Genomic DNA, 14,391 nt, shown 5'->3' with positions numbered 1-14,391 from the left:
CAAACCTGAACCTAAAGCGCTGCCACCGGATGCGGTGTATCGTCGAACGCACCCCATATCGATTGATCGTAATTCACCATTGACCCTGTCATCAGGCCCGATTCCTCACTCGCCAGAAACGCCACCGCACGTGCCGCTTCTTCCGGATTGATTAGTCTTCCAAACGGTTGCGAAGCGCTCGCCTGCATCAGCCAGTCGTCAGCCGCCCCGTGGTATTCCCGCTGAATCCGGTCTTCGCCATCGGACGCCATCCAGCCGAGGTTCAAACCATTCACCCGAATGCGGTTGCGCAACAGCGCGTATGCCGTGTTTTGCGTGAGCGTGGCCAGCGCGCCTTTCGATGCGCAATACGCCACGATGAACGGTTGCCCCGCCATCGCCGACATCGAGCAGATGTTGACGATCGACCCTTCAATGCGCTCGCGCCGCATGACACGAATGGCTTCCTGCATCAGGAAGAACGGCGCCCGCACGTTCGTCGAAAAGATGCTGTCGAAGAGCGCGGGATCGGTATCGAGGATCGTGCCGCGATCGGTCATGGCCGCGGCATTGACCAGCGCATCAATACGGCCGAACCGCGCGTCGGCCGCCGCGATCACCGCCCGGCAATCGTCGACTTGCGAGAGATCCGCCTGCACGTAGCGCACATCCGTGCCGCTGACCTCGCTCAACTCCCGCGCCTTCGCTTCGCCCTTCTCCTTCGAACGTCCGCAGATAACCACGCCTCGCGCCCCGCGCTCAACGAACAGCGCCGCGATCGCTGCCCCAAGCCCTTGTGTACCCCCGGTGACTACAGCCACCTTGCCGTTGAACTGTCCCTTCGATTCCATTGATTTATCTCTCCGCCATAGTGTCGATCAAAGCATCTCCGTCACTTCTTCAATAGACGTCTGCGCGACCGGTTTATCGAGTACGACTTCGCCGCGCGCCATCGCGACAATCCGGTCGCATGAGTGAAACACGTGCTGCAGGTTGTGACTGATGAACACGCCGGTGATGCCCTGCGCCGATAAGCCCCGCACGAACCCGATCACCTTGTCCGTCTCCTTCACCGATAAATGGTTCGTCGGTTCATCGAGGATCAGCACCTTCGACTTGAAGTGCATCGCGCGCGCAATCGCCACGCCCTGGCGCTGGCCGCCCGACAGTTCACCCAGCAACGCTTCGGCGGACCGCAGATGCAGGTCGACATCTGCGATGGCCTTGACGGCGTCGGTACGCATGCGCGAATGATCCATGGGTCCAATGCCGAACAGCGAAAACAACAGTGGTTCGCGGCCGATAAACAGGTTGCGCGCAATCGACAGATTCGGCACGAGTGAGTTGTGCTGATGAATCGTTTCGATACCTAACTGCATGGCCGCTTTCGGCGTGGGGATGCGCACAGGCCGGCCCTGGAACAGGATCTCGCCTTCGTCCGGCTTATGCACGCCCGAGAGAATCTTGATGAGCGTCGACTTGCCCGCGCCGTTGTCGCCGAGCAAGCCCACGACTTCGCCGCGTTTGAATTCCAGGCTCACGCCTTTGAGCGCATGCACGCCGGAGTACCACTTATGCAAGTTGCGCACGGCCATCAGCGAGGTCGACGTGCTGAGCGCGTCGGCGGCGGTGTCGTCTTCACGCGAACGCAGACCGGTAGGGTGAGTAGCGGAGGAGAGTGTGTTCATAGCGCCACCTTCAGACGTCGTGCCGTGCGACGCATCCATGCGTTGGCGACGACCGCGAAAATAGTCAGGCTTCCGACCGCGAACTTGAACCAGTTGGCATCGACTTGCGTCAGCACCAGGCCGTTGTCGATCACGCGAATGAGCAGGGCACCCACGACGGCACCGAGTACATTGCCGATCCCGCCAGACAGCGCAGTGCCGCCGATCACGGCAGCGGCCACCGCTTGCAGCTCAAGACCATCGCCTATTGACGGAAGCGCTGCGCCGAGCCGCAGCACCTGGATCAAGCCGGCAAAACCCGCGAGCACCGAACACAGCACGAAGGAGAACAGCTTCACGCGCCGCGCCGGCACACCGCTCGATATGGATGCTTCGAGGAAGCCGCCGGTCGCTTTCATCCAGTTGCCGAGATTGGTCGCGGACAACAGGAACGCAGCCGCCGCGCCGATAGCGATAAACCAGAGAAACGACGCGCGAAACAACCCCTCCGGTCCGATAAAACTCACGAACAGTTGCGCAGGCATTCGTTCGATCGGCAGGTTCGGCGGGAAGCCACCGGATAGCACGACGGTCAGCGATCGCACGATGAACAACATGCCGAGCGTGGTGATGAAACTCGGTATGTTGAAGACCAGTGTGATCAATCCGTTCGCGAGTCCCACGCACGCCGCGACCACCAGCCCGATGAAAAACGCCAGCCAGAACGGTACGCCTGCGTTCATGAGCAACGTGATCACCATGGGCGTGAGCGCAAACACCGACCCCACCGATAAATCGAATTCACCGCAGATCATCAGCAGCGTCACGCCAATCGCAACCAGCCCGACTTCAGGCAACACGCCAAGCACGCCACGGATATTTTCGGCGCTGAGAAATATCATCTGCGAGCGCACCTGGAACAAACCGATCAGCACGGCGAGCAATACAATGCCCGCCAGCTCCGGTTTTTGCAGGTAGATCTTGAGGAGTTTTTTCATGGCAATCTCCTAGCGCAAGCCTTGTTGCGAGAGCGCGATGACCGAGTCCGCCTGAGCGGGCATGACGAGCGAATTGCCGGTGTTGATATCTGCGGGCGCAAGGCCGAACGACTTCGCCAGATACACCTGCATCACGGGCATGAAACCCTGCGCGTACGGTTGCTGATCGACCTCGGCCTGGATGTAGCCCGCCTTCATCATCTGCAGGACCTGGGGCACTATGTCGAAGCCGGCGAGCAGCACCTTGCCCGGCGGCACGTTGCGGTCCTTGAGCGTACGCGCCACCGCAGCATGGAAGAAACCCATGTCGAAATACGCGGTTGTATCGGGATGCGCCGTGAGATACGCGCCAACACGTTCGCCCGTCACCGACAGATCGGTGCCCGAGTCAATCCGGTCGATCACGACCGTGCGGGTTGGATTGGCGCGCTTCCATTCATCGAGACCTTCCATCACGCCTTTCGCGCGTTGCTCGGCCCAGTTCTGCCCCGGCGCGCTGACACCGATCAGCACGCGGATCGGACCGTCCTTCGGGAACTGGCTGGTGAGCTGATGCGCGAGACTGCGCCCGGCGGGGACAAAGTTCTGGCCAATGAACGCCTGCCGTTTCGCCGCGCCCGTCGCTCCGCCGCTTTGATCGACGTTATAAGCAATCACGATAATGTGCTTCGCACGCGCGTCGTTGATCATCGGCGTGAGCGCATTGTCATCCACGATGGTCGTCAAGATTGCATCCGGCTTGCGTGCAACCGCAGCCTGGAAGTTCGCGCTCTGCTGCTCGATCGAGCCGTCGGTTTGGGTAAAGACCATCTGGCAATGTGCCTGAACGCGTGTGCAGGCATCGTCGAAACCTTTCTTCACGGCTTGCCAGAATGCGTTGGTCGCCGCGCCGTGCGTCAGCATCACAATGTTCAGCGGCTCCGCGCTGCGAGCAACGCTCGCCGCGAAAAGCGTGGACGTTATGCATGCAGCTATCGCGAACTTTGAACGTGTATTAAATGTACTGAGTCTCCGGGTCATCTCCTGTCTCCTGTTATGTCCCGACCGCGGCTGCATCCGCGGTGCGAATGTCAGGCCGTCGTGCGGGGTGCTGCTGTCGCCGTTCTTAGCCGGTGACTTATCGTGTAGGGCTGTGCTTAAACACCTGCCTGATAGGCAAGCTTGATGGCCCAATGAGTTGATGCGATCATCATGTCAATCCTGTCGCCCAATTCCTAAACCGTGAAGGCTCATGCCCGACCTGACCAACCGCCGCAAAACGAGCATGGCCGATATCGCCAAGGCCGCCGACGTCAGCGAAGCAACCGTCGACCGCGTGCTTAACGGCCGCGGCGGTGTCTCGCGCGAGAAGGAGCGGCGCGTGCTCGAATGGGCGCGCAAGCTCAAGATCGATCGGGCACTCGATGCGGTATCGGTACGCTGGTTGCGCATAGCCATCCTCTTGCAGCAGCCCGTTGCACCGTATTACGTCTATCTGAAGCAGGGTTTCGAAATCGCCCAGAAGACGTTCGAAGCGCAGCGCGTGATCTGCGCGGTGACCTACTTCGATAACCTCGAGCCGGCGCGCGTCGTCGAGACCATCCACCGCGCCACGCAGAAGGCCGACGCGCTGATCATCGTCGCGTATGAACACCCCGACATCACGGCGGCACTGCGCCAGGTGAGCCGCGCGATGCCGGTCGTTACGCTGGCGAGCGACTTGCCGGGAACGGGGCGGCTGGCCTATGTGGGTATCGACAATCGCGGGGCGGGGCGGGTTGCGGGCGAGCTGATGGGCCGCTTTCTCGGCGATGCGGGAGGCAAGGTGCTCGTGATGACGGGCATGCATGATTTCCTCGGCCATGAAGAACGCGAAAGCGGCTTCCGCTCAGTACTTAGGCGGCGTTTTCCTAACTGCGACATCGTGGAGACAGTCGAGAGCCGCGAGCAATCCGGGCTCACCGAAAAGCTCACTCGCGACGCCTTCCGGCGCTATCCCGACCTGCGCGGGATCTATAACATTTCAGTCGGCGACGAAGGCGTCGGCGCCGCGCTTCAAGCGCTCGACCGCGTTCGTTCGACCGTCTTCGTGGGCCACGAACTCAACGACATTTCGCGGCGCTTGCTCATTGAAGGAACGCTCGACGCCGTACTCGACCAGAACCCGGCCGCCGAAGCAATGCGTTCTATCGAAATCATCTTGCGGCACTATCATCGTGATCCCGGCGTGGCGTTGCCGCAGCAGATTCCGGTCACGGTGTTGTTGCGTGAAAACCTTCCGCTCAGCGATTAAGCGCCAACGCTTGGGGCTTTTTTTCACGGCTCAGGTTATTCCAGAGTTCTCGAATCCAGTCGCGCATCAGCAATGATTCGGCCCAGCGGTCGGTTGTGTCGTTGCCATCGCGGCCGATGATTGCGTAAGGCTTGGGCCCGAGTTCGCACGTGAAGACCAACGTGTCGTCGGGACCGGCGCGCCGTTGCCACGATGCAAAGCCGTGTTGCCACCAGCCAAGAAACAGGTCCACCCAAATACGATGCGGCTCGAATGAGATCTCGATCTGCACTTGTTCACGGCTCGCGACGCGGCCGTGAAACGCCCACGATTGATCCAGAATTCGATGCATATCCGCGTGGTTTTCGTCGGACACGGGCAGCGCGAATTCACGTCCCACGAGATAGTGCGAGATGTCCCCGAGCAACTTCAAATCCGGCCGGGAATCGAGCAGATCGAGCGTGAAATGCAGGTCGGTCGTCATGCGGTCCCGATGTGTTTCGATATACACCGGGAAGTCCACTTGCTCGGCGAGCCGCGTCCATCCATCGATCAGCTTGAGCGCGTCATCGAGTCGACGCGGCCGTACATCCGGCTGCAAGTCGATGTGATGCACACCGAACTCGGTGGCTATTTCAAGGATCGGTTGCAGGTCATCTACCGTGCGCGGAAAACATTGTCCTTCCGCTTTCAAATCGAATTGCTTTAGCAAACCGCTAAGCCGGCGCACGTCTTCACGCGATGCGTAACCCGCGCTCACGCCGTTGAAACCCGCTTGCGCGATCATCGTTACGTTGTCTTCAAGTGAGCGCTCATGACCGTCGGTGTGGCGACGCTCCATTGCCCATAGCGACTGATAGATGTCGAGCCGTTGCGTCATAGCGCCTCCACTGCAAGCAGGGGCTTGAGCTTGACACTTCGATCCGAGAGCAATGAAGGCTCAATACACGCGCGCCTCGCAATCAACTCCTGCGCTACTCGTACGTCACGTGCAATCTCGCTTGCTTGTCCAACACCGCTCGCGCCGACCAGCACGCCATCGCGATCCAGTGCAAAAAACACTCGCGATGCAGCGCTCGTCTCGCGTACGACGGAAGTGACGCCGAACGCGGGCATGCCGGCAATCTGGATGGTCATGTCGTATTGATCGGACCAGAACCACGGCACTTCGGAATAGGTTTCGCCGCGGTCCAGCATGTTGCGCGCGACAATGCGCGCGTGGTCTTCGGCGTTCTTCCAGCATTCGAGCCGCATGCGTCGCCGGAATAGCCGATGCGGAAACGAGCAGACATCGCCTGCCGCGAAAATGTGCGGATCATTGGTGCGCAACGTGTCGTCCACGGCGATGCCGTCCGCTACGTCGATACCCGCCGCTTCAGCCAGCTCGGTGCGCGGCTTCACGCCAATCCCTGCGATCACGCAGTCGCATTCTATGGTGGTCCCGTCGGAGAGCTTCATGCCGGTGGCGCGCTTCATGGACGCTCCAATGATCCGGTCGACCTGCACGGCGAAGCGCACGTCCACGCCCATTTGCTTGTGCCGTTCCACCAGATACTCCGCGACGATTTCCGGCACGGCACGCATGAGCGCACGCGCTGCCGCTTCGATCACGGTTACTTCACATCCTCGTGCAATGGCCGTTGCCGCAATCTCCAGCCCGATAAAACCCGCCCCCACGATCGCGATCTTCCGCCCTGGCAGTAATTCGTTGAGCACGCCGGATGCGTCCGCAGCCGTGCGCAAGACATGCACGCCTTCAAGCGTTGCGCCTGGCACGCTCAAGCGGCGAGGCGCCGCGCCGGTCGCGATCAGCAGACGCTGATACGCCACGGTATGGCCATCGTTTAAAACCACTTTGCGCGCGGCGCGATCGATCTGTTTAACACCCGAATCAACGCGCAGGTCGATGCGCTGCTCGGCGTAAAACGCCTCGTCATACAGCGCGCATTGCGCGGTGGTTTTCTGACCGAGCAGCACGGCCTTTGAAAGCGGCGGCCTGTCGTAAGGCGCAACGCCTTCATTGCCGAGCAGCGTGATGTCGCCGTCCCAGCCGTTGTCACGCAGCGCATGGGCTGTGCGTGCGCCGCTTTGCCCGGCACCGATGATCACCATCGCGGGTCGGCTTTTCATGACGCCGCCTTCATTTGCGGCGGAACACCGAGCAGCACTTCACCACCTTCAATACGCACCGGGTATGTCTTCAAATGCACGCAGACGGGCGGGCTTTTTGGCTTGCCGGTGGGGATATCGAAACGTCCCTGATGCAGCGGGCATTCAATCTCGCGATTGAGCACGAAGCCATCCGCAAGATGCGCGCGTTCGTGCGTGCACCACCCATCCGATGCAAAGAAACCCTCGGCTATCCGATACACCGCGTAACTCGCGCCGGCGTGATCGAAGCGGATCACGTCTTCTTCGGCAATCTCACTGGCAGCGCAGGCCACGACCCATTCGATGTCATTCGTTTCAACGGCCACAAGAGCCTCCGGATTGTTGGAGTTGTTTAGCTTCAGATGCCCGACTGGGTCGCAAATGTTCCTTGCGGGGCGGTTTCACCCGGCACCTTGCGTTCGATCACATGATCCGGTTCGACGCGCTGTTTCCATAACGCAGGCACCATCTCGCGATACACCGCATAGAGGCTCGGATAAGCGGGTGGCAACTGATCCTTGATGACTTCATGCAAACGCGGCAACGCATGAAACGGCACCATTGGCAGGAGATGATGTTCAAGGTGGTAGTTCATGTTCAGGTACAGGAAGCGATAGACCGGATTGATGTACACCGTGCGTGTGTTGAGCCGATGATCCTTCACGTTGACCGCGAGGCCCGCATGCTGCGTGAGGCCGAGCAACTGATGCAGCCAGCCGCCGTAATAGCGGGGCGTCCACACGAACATCAGCGGCAGGAAACTGCGGAGTGCGATAGCAAGCCCTATCGTGCCGATGACCACCAGCAGATAGATTCGGCAAGACCAGATCATCTTCGGCTTTTCGGTAGCGGGGAGGAACACATCGGTGGCGGCATCGACGCGGCCGAACGCATGCCGGACGACCTTGCGGATCTCCAACGAAGTACCCAGCAGTCCGAAGAAATCGATGATGATCGGCCAGACCTGCGTCGGCCGTGCAACCTGAATTTCCGGATCACGCGCTTGAAAGTACGTGTGGGTGTGATGCCGCGCGTGACTCCAGCGCCACCAGTAACCTTCGCGGATCGTCATGAACGATGACAGGTGATAGAAGGCGTCGTTGAGCCAGCGGGTCTTGAACGGTGTGCCATGGGCGAGTTCGTGCCAGCGGGCGTCGCTGGACGAATAGATCGTGCCGTAGACCAGGAATGCGGGCACGGCCCACCAGGTCCCCCAGCAGAGCGCGGCCACCCAACCCGATGCGGCGAGCAGCAACAACCAAGGCACGAAGTTGCGCAGGCCTTCGGCATCACTGCGTTTCATCAGCTCTTTCAGCACAGCGCGCGGAATGCGCGGCTGATACCACTGCTCGTGAATACGCTCGTCGATAGACGGATCGGTGAGGGCGGGTTTGGACGCATCGCCGCCGCTGATATCGGGAGTCGAGGACATGGGGTTGTCTCCTGCTTAATTATGTTCAAACAACGTTTAAGCGATGTTTTGAGCGCTTCCCGTCAGTTTATTACCGCCGGGTGGCCTTCTTGTTGACTGAACGATAGATGAGCGCAGCTTGCCACTCACTCAAAAAAATGATGGATTTCCATCAAGCGCGGCTGCGGGCCACATTGGCTATGGCTTTCCAAAATAGAAATTAAATTCCACCAAACCGTCGAGTGAAATTTTCTTTGCATTGGGGCGACCGGTCTTCTATGCTTGTCTGCACTAGCGGCCGGAGTGCTGCATCGATCGTCAAGGAGACAGGTGTGAACAGCATGGAACTGGGCGCGGTGACGCCTGAAGGTGTAGTCGAGGCGCTGTTGCGCGGTCCGGGCGCAGTGCGCATTCGCGGCGTGTTCAGCGCGGCGCAAGTGGCTGAAGCGCGGCGTGTCGTGATGGATCATTCGCAGGACCGTGCGCAGACGGTCACGCATTTCCAGGGACAAGCGGCTGAAGATCAGCGGCTGCATTTGCAGCGGCGCGTGTGGAATCTGCTGGCGAAAGGCGATGTGTTTTCGGAGATGGCCGAGCAGCCCGACATTGTCGCAGCCATGCGTCTTTTCCTCGGCGATGACTTCATCATGGGGTCAATCGCGGCGAACCGGATTTTGCCGGATGGTCCGGGACAGGAACCGCATATCGATTACCCGTACTGGGATTTTCATTCTCCGACAACTTTCCCGCTCGGCATCAACACGAGCTTTCCGCTCAACGCGCAGGTCACCATTCCTCTCGATCCGTTCACGGCGCAAACCGGAGCGACGGCTTTTGTACCGCACACGCAGCATGAATTGCGGTATCCCGGCGAGGGCGACGCCTTCTTTGAACGATGCGAGCGCATGGAAGCGGAGCCCGGCGACGCGATCGTTTTCTTCGGCGCGACGTGGCACTGTGCCATGCCGAATCACAGCACGCAGGATCGCAGCGCGGTGCTGCTTCAATACCTGCCGAAATTCGTCAAGCCGATGGAAGACCTGCGCGCGATGGTCGGCGAAACGTTCGTCAAGAACGCCAGCCCGACCATGCGGCAATTGCTTGGCTTGAACTTCCCGTATCCGCAGAACCTCGATGCGATCGCCGTTGCGACGAACGCCGAGGGTCGCAAGAACGCCATGCGCTAGATCAGCCTTCCGAGAATTTCAGCGCGTGTTCCAAAGCCGCCGGACTGATCGGCTTGTGGAGAAAACCGTCGAACGGTTCCAGGTCCTTGTCCTTGAGATCGGTCCTGCCGGTCACCGCGATCACGCACGCATCGCGGGATGCCCCTTCGTTGCGCACCTGACGGCATAGCTCCCGGCCATCGGCGTCGGGTAATTCGATGTCGAAGAACACGACATCGAAGCTCTGCGCTTGCGTCAACACCATCGCAGAGCGCCCGTCGTACGCGACTTGAACCTTGTGCCCCAGGCCGGACGCTATCTCGCCAAACGCGTCGGCTGAATCTTTATGGTCATCAATAAACAGAATGTGCACGATTCCCTCGGTATTAAGCAGATGTTGATGATTTGGAAAGCTGATGAACCGAACGAGATCGCGCGTTCGCTTTAAACACCTTGCAACGAAGATGCCAGCTTTGATCGCCGCACAGTGTGGGAACGGCGATTGCACTGAGCGGGTGCACGGCGCACCAATGCCGGCCTTTCGTTCGACAATCGACTACCCATTCCAAGGGGACACCTATGCGACTCCTGACTACTCAAGATGGCTTACCCCGTATCTCGTGGGGCGCAGTTATAGCCGGCGTGATTTTGTCGCTGATTGTTTATCTGATCATGAGCGTGCTGGGGACCGCGATAGGCGCGTCGCTTCTCGCGCCCATGTCGCAGCCCAATCCCGGGCGCGTGTTTGGATTTGGCTCAGGCGTGTGGGTGATTGTTACAACCGTGCTAGCCGTATTTGTCGGTTCGTACTTCGCCGGACGTTGCGCGCCGGTGCTCGGATGGCTGCACGGTTTGCTCGCGTGGGCAGTGATGACCTTGCTGTTGCTCTACGGCATGACATCGATTATTGGCGGCGCTGTCAGCGTGGCCGGCAATGTGGCGGCGGCGACGGCGAACGTCGGGGCGGTGGCGAGCACTCAAGGTGATCAAGCTAATCAATCAACCGGATCGCTTGCCGATTCCGCCAAGCAGCAGGCACAGGCGGCGCTCGATGGCACAGCATCGGCCACGTCCAGCGCCGACGCGCAGCAGGACGCGATGCAAGCGGCGCACACGGCCGCGCGTGGCATCGCTCGCGCGACGTGGTACTCGTTTGCGGCGCTGGTGGTGGGCGCGATCATCGCGGTGGTGTCGGGCAGCGCGGGTTTTCGTCATCAACCGCCGTTTGAAGAAGGCGGTGGCTCGGCGCGCGATGACGCTGTTGTAACCAATGGATTGGGACGTCGCAGGGTTTCCTGATTTGACCGTTTGCTGATTGAAGGCCGGTCGATTCGACCGGCCTTCCTCACGCCATCGCCGCAATCGCTTCGAGCAATGCAAGATTCAGGCGCTTGAGATCGTTATTGGTCGGTTCAGGTTGCGACGAGAATTTCGCGATCACGGTCTCGCGTAACGGATCGACGTATAGCCATTGCCCATGGATGCCGATTGCGAAGCAGGCTCCGTTGGCGTTGCCAACTTGATACCACTTGTTGCGGTACTTTCCTTCCGGCAGCCACGCTGAGAAGGACCCTTGCCGCCACGCCTCGGCGCTCCCGCCCGAGAGCGTATCTTGCATCCACTCCGCGTTGATCAGTCTGCGTCCGTCCACCACGCCGCCGAGGCGCACCAATTCGCCGATCCTTGCCAGATCACGCACGGTCATGCTCATGCCGCCGCCTGAACGCGCGGTGCCGGCGAGGTCCACGGTGACGCAGCCGTCGTGTCGCAACCCTAGTGGTTGCCATAGACGCGTGGCCGCGAAGTCTGCGTAACGCGTGCCCGACGCGCGCTCGATCACCAGGCCAAGCACGTCAGAGTTGGGTGAGCAGTAATGGAAAGGACCGCCGTGTTCCTCCGGGCCTTTGGGCAGCGAAGCAAGGAAGCCAATCACTGTTTCGGGTTCCTCACCGTCTCGCCGCGGGTCCCACAGGCCGGCCCGGCGATACCGCGCATAGACGCCGTTCGGATCGAGATAGTCTTCGTTGAATGCGAGGCTTGTGCGCATATCCAGAACGTGCCTGACCTGAGCGTCGCCATAGGCCGACTGCGCAAGCTCCGGCACGTAGTGCGCGACTGGGGCTTGAGGATCGAGAAGACCATCGCCGACGAGTATGCCGGCGAGCAGGCCCGCGACTGACTTGCTCGCTGAAAATAAAATATGGCGAGTCTGCAGCGTGAAGTTCGGCGCGTGAAAATCCGCGATAAAACGCCCGGCGCGCATTACCGTGATGGCATCGGTCGAGGTCTGCCGCAAAATTGAAGCAACCGTGCGGCGTTCGCCGTCGAGCACGAATTCGTGTTCGGCCAGCGCGGTGGCATCGACCTTCGGTTCTTCGATGAGCCCGGGTGTGGCCGTGATTCGCGCCGTTGGAATCAGCTCGTGGACATGGCGAAAGGCCCAGACATTCCACGGCGCTTCGCGCCAGTTGTCATGCCGGACGCTGTCCCGGCGAAAGCCGTAGTCGCTTTCGAAATGTGGAGAAATCATCTTGGCTACGTATTCCTATGGCGTGCGGTCGTGAAAAACGAGGGCATCAATTAACGTGCTGCAGGAAGTCACGAAAGCGTTCTCCCGGCGGTGTCGACAGCATCTCGACGGGCTTGCCGTCGTGCACCACGCGGCCCGCTTCCATGAAGAGCAGGCGGGAACCCACGCGTTGCGCAAAGCCCATTTCGTGCGTGACGACGACCATCGTCATGCCCTCGCTCGCAAGCGTTTGCATCACCTTGAGGACTTCCTGGCGCAGCTCCGGATCGAGCGCCGATGTCGGCTCGTCGAACAGCATCAGCTTTGGCTGCACGGCAAGCGCCCGCGCGATGGCGACACGTTGCTGCTGACCGCCGGAAAGCTGCGACGGATAGTGCTGCATCCGCTCCGACAGACCGACTTTATGCAGCAGCGCGGTGGCGATCTCGCGCGCTTCCGCGCGCGTTTGTCGGCGCGCCCGGATCGGCCCGAACATGACGTTCTGCATTGCCGTGAGGTTCGGAAAGAGATTGAACTGCTGGAACACCATGCCGGCTTCGAGCCTGATGCGCCTGACGTCGCGCGCGGAACCCAGCACGCTGATATCGTCCACGCGCAGATCACCGCCGCTGATTTTTTCGAGGCCGTTGATGCAACGTAGCATCGTCGACTTGCCGGACCCGGAAGGGCCGACGATCACGGCGACTTCTCCTCGTTCGATCGCGAGATCGAGCGGATGCAGGACCACGTTGGCGCCAAAATGCTTAGAGGTTTGCTGGAATTCGATCATGCTCATGGCAGGCGTACTCTCCGTTCAAGCACTCGCAGACCCAGCGCGAGCGCGCTGATCACGAGCAGATAGATGACCGCCACCGCAGTCCAGATTTCCACCGCCCGGAAGTTCGCGGCCATGATTTCCTGCCCTCGCCGGGTCAGTTCGCCGACGCCGATAACCAGAAATATCGAGGTGTCCTTGACCAGGTTGACGAACTGGTTTCCCATCGCCGGCAACGCGCGTCGAAATGCGATCGGGGTGATGACATGAAGCAGCACGTTGCGAAAGGGCAGGCCCATCGCGAGGCCCGCTTCGCGCAATCCGAACGGCACACCGTCGAGCGCGCCGCGGATGATCTCCGCGTTATAGGCGCCCGAGTTGACGACCAGCGTGATGATGGCGGCGCTCGTCCCGCTGATCCGGATATTCATCATGATCGGCAAGGCGAAGTAAACGAACATCACCTGGACCACGATCGGCGTGCCGCGGATCAATGCAACGTAGAGCTGGGCCGGCAAGACCGTGAGACGGCCACCGTAGGTCAGCGCCACGCCCGCGAGAATGCCGAGCACGATGCCTCCGGCGAGGCCGGCCAGAGCAATTATTAAGGTAAGCTGAAGACCTTGCAGCAGGTCCGGCAGCGCGGCAATGACGGCCGCCCAGTCGAAGGTCATGACGACGCCTCGCCGAACCATTTGCGCCCGAGTGCCTGCAGCCGCCCGTCGGCCTTCATGGCGGCGAGTTGAACGTTGACCGCGGCGACCAGCGGGCTACCCTTCTGGAAGCCGATGCCAACATCGAGACCCTCCAGCGCCGGTTGTATGACCCTGACCTTGTTCTTGCCGGCGTTGTTGGCGTAGTAAAGCATCTGGGGTTTGTCGTAGACGACTGCGTCGGTACGGCCGGCTTCCAGCGCGAGCAGCGCATTGTTGATGCTGGGCAACTGCTCGACGGTGGCGTCCTTGATGTGGTCCTTGATGTATCCGACCGCGAGCGTGCCCGTTTCAGTGCCGATGTGTTTGCCGGCAAGATCGGCCGGCGTGTGGATGGTGGTGTTGTCGGCGCGGGTCAGTGCGATCAGGCCGCTCTTATAGTACGGATCGGAAAAATCGATTACTTGCTGGCGCTCGGGCTTGATGAAAAGTTGCGACACGATCACATCGATATTGCGAGTTTGAAGCGCCGGGATCAGCGCGCCGAACTCCATCGGTTGCAGCCGCCATTTGCGGTTCATGCCCTTTGCGATCTCGTTCCAGACTTCGACGTCGAAGCCGCTATAAGAGTCGCCCTGCTTGAACACGAACGGCGGCGCGCCGACGTTGGAACCGACGATCAGTTCGGCGTCGGCAGCGCGGACGGCGCGGGATAGCAGGAGGGCGGGCGCGGCGGCCAGACTCAGTTGCAGCAGTTGACGGCGATTCATGGTGATGCCTCCACGGGTAAGTGAATCGTGCCGGGCCTGCCGTTTCCAGGACGGTCCGGTG

Annotated in this window: 16 protein-coding genes; 3 read left to right on the top strand and 13 right to left on the bottom strand. The window is 60.4% G+C overall.

What is annotated here, in order from left to right; genetic code table 11:
* Window positions 1-11: 11 nt before the first annotated feature.
* From ACSQ83_RS21870 to ACSQ83_RS21855, 4 genes are read right to left on the bottom strand one after another with little or no spacing between them, the layout of a single operon-like run.
* Complete coding sequence (locus tag ACSQ83_RS21870; protein WP_436229589.1) at window positions 12-830, bottom strand: SDR family oxidoreductase; 819 nt, start codon at window positions 828-830, stop codon at window positions 12-14.
* Between the two features lie 27 nt (window positions 831-857).
* On the bottom strand, window positions 858-1,667 hold the full coding sequence (locus tag ACSQ83_RS21865; RefSeq protein ID WP_414953601.1) for an ATP-binding cassette domain-containing protein: 810 nt from the start codon (window positions 1,665-1,667) through the stop codon (window positions 858-860).
* Window positions 1,664-2,644, bottom strand: a complete 981-nt coding sequence (locus ACSQ83_RS21860; protein WP_436229588.1) for an ABC transporter permease — start codon at window positions 2,642-2,644, stop codon at window positions 1,664-1,666. The genes ACSQ83_RS21865 and ACSQ83_RS21860 overlap by 4 nt, the downstream gene beginning before the upstream one ends.
* A 9-nt stretch (window positions 2,645-2,653) precedes the next feature.
* Window positions 2,654-3,664 carry a sugar ABC transporter substrate-binding protein gene (locus tag ACSQ83_RS21855; RefSeq protein WP_414953599.1) on the bottom strand — a complete coding sequence of 337 codons (1,011 nt, stop codon included), beginning with the start codon at window positions 3,662-3,664 and terminating at the stop codon, window positions 2,654-2,656.
* A gap of 211 nt (window positions 3,665-3,875) precedes the next feature.
* Here ACSQ83_RS21855 and ACSQ83_RS21850 point away from each other — a divergent pair, with 211 nt between their 5' ends.
* A complete protein-coding gene (locus ACSQ83_RS21850) occupies window positions 3,876-4,916 on the top strand; it encodes a LacI family DNA-binding transcriptional regulator (protein WP_414953598.1) in 1,041 nt (346 codons plus the stop codon).
* Here the strand turns inward: ACSQ83_RS21850 and ACSQ83_RS21845 are convergent.
* The 4 genes from ACSQ83_RS21845 to ACSQ83_RS21830 are packed head-to-tail and all read right to left on the bottom strand — an operon-like array spanning window position 4,906 to window position 8,478.
* Complete coding sequence (locus ACSQ83_RS21845; RefSeq protein ID WP_414953597.1) at window positions 4,906-5,775, bottom strand: sugar phosphate isomerase/epimerase family protein; 870 nt, start codon at window positions 5,773-5,775, stop codon at window positions 4,906-4,908. The genes ACSQ83_RS21850 and ACSQ83_RS21845 overlap by 11 nt on opposite strands.
* Entirely contained in the window at window positions 5,772-7,025 is a 1,254-nt protein-coding gene (locus ACSQ83_RS21840) for an NAD(P)/FAD-dependent oxidoreductase (RefSeq protein ID WP_414953596.1), read from the bottom strand. The genes ACSQ83_RS21845 and ACSQ83_RS21840 overlap by 4 nt, the downstream gene beginning before the upstream one ends.
* The gene (locus ACSQ83_RS21835; RefSeq protein WP_414953595.1) at window positions 7,022-7,372 is read right to left on the bottom strand and encodes a non-heme iron oxygenase ferredoxin subunit; all 351 of its coding nucleotides are present in this window, start codon (window positions 7,370-7,372) and stop codon (window positions 7,022-7,024) included. The genes ACSQ83_RS21840 and ACSQ83_RS21835 overlap by 4 nt, the downstream gene beginning before the upstream one ends.
* A 32-nt stretch (window positions 7,373-7,404) precedes the next feature.
* Window positions 7,405-8,478 carry a fatty acid desaturase gene (locus ACSQ83_RS21830; RefSeq protein ID WP_436229587.1) on the bottom strand — a complete coding sequence of 358 codons (1,074 nt, stop codon included), beginning with the start codon at window positions 8,476-8,478 and terminating at the stop codon, window positions 7,405-7,407.
* 320 nt (window positions 8,479-8,798) lie between these two features.
* Here ACSQ83_RS21830 and ACSQ83_RS21825 point away from each other — a divergent pair, with 320 nt between their 5' ends.
* Complete coding sequence (locus tag ACSQ83_RS21825; RefSeq protein ID WP_414953629.1) at window positions 8,799-9,644, top strand: phytanoyl-CoA dioxygenase family protein; 846 nt, start codon at window positions 8,799-8,801, stop codon at window positions 9,642-9,644.
* 1 nt (window position 9,645) lies between these two features.
* On the opposite strand, the gene ACSQ83_RS21820 is transcribed toward ACSQ83_RS21825, so the two are convergent.
* A complete protein-coding gene (locus ACSQ83_RS21820; RefSeq protein ID WP_414953593.1) occupies window positions 9,646-9,996 on the bottom strand; it encodes a response regulator in 351 nt (116 codons plus the stop codon).
* 206 nt (window positions 9,997-10,202) lie between these two features.
* Here ACSQ83_RS21820 and ACSQ83_RS21815 point away from each other — a divergent pair, with 206 nt between their 5' ends.
* The gene (locus ACSQ83_RS21815; protein ID WP_436229586.1) at window positions 10,203-10,922 is read left to right on the top strand and encodes a YrzE family protein; all 720 of its coding nucleotides are present in this window, start codon (window positions 10,203-10,205) and stop codon (window positions 10,920-10,922) included.
* Window positions 10,923-10,968: 46 nt separating this feature from the next.
* Here ACSQ83_RS21815 and ACSQ83_RS21810 read toward each other — a convergent pair whose 3' ends face one another.
* From ACSQ83_RS21810 to ACSQ83_RS21795, 4 genes are read right to left on the bottom strand one after another with little or no spacing between them, the layout of a single operon-like run.
* On the bottom strand, window positions 10,969-12,153 hold the full coding sequence (locus ACSQ83_RS21810) for a serine hydrolase domain-containing protein (protein ID WP_436229585.1): 1,185 nt from the start codon (window positions 12,151-12,153) through the stop codon (window positions 10,969-10,971).
* Window positions 12,154-12,199: 46 nt separating this feature from the next.
* Window positions 12,200-12,928 carry a glutamine ABC transporter ATP-binding protein GlnQ gene (gene glnQ, locus ACSQ83_RS21805; protein ID WP_414953590.1) on the bottom strand — a complete coding sequence of 243 codons (729 nt, stop codon included), beginning with the start codon at window positions 12,926-12,928 and terminating at the stop codon, window positions 12,200-12,202.
* Window positions 12,925-13,581, bottom strand: coding sequence for a glutamine ABC transporter permease GlnP (gene glnP / locus ACSQ83_RS21800; protein ID WP_414953589.1), 657 nt, complete (start codon window positions 13,579-13,581; stop codon window positions 12,925-12,927). Before glnP ends, glnQ begins: the two co-directional genes overlap by 4 nt.
* On the bottom strand, window positions 13,578-14,330 hold the full coding sequence (locus ACSQ83_RS21795) for a transporter substrate-binding domain-containing protein (RefSeq protein ID WP_414953628.1): 753 nt from the start codon (window positions 14,328-14,330) through the stop codon (window positions 13,578-13,580). The genes glnP and ACSQ83_RS21795 overlap by 4 nt, the downstream gene beginning before the upstream one ends.
* Between the last annotated feature and the right edge of the window lie 61 nt (window positions 14,331-14,391).

This window comes from Caballeronia sp. LjRoot29, from assembly GCF_964252755.1.
GTDB lineage: Bacteria > Pseudomonadota > Gammaproteobacteria > Burkholderiales > Burkholderiaceae > Caballeronia.
The sequence above is the reverse complement of the archived record's forward strand: the minus strand, read 5'-3'. Positions and strand labels throughout refer to the sequence as shown.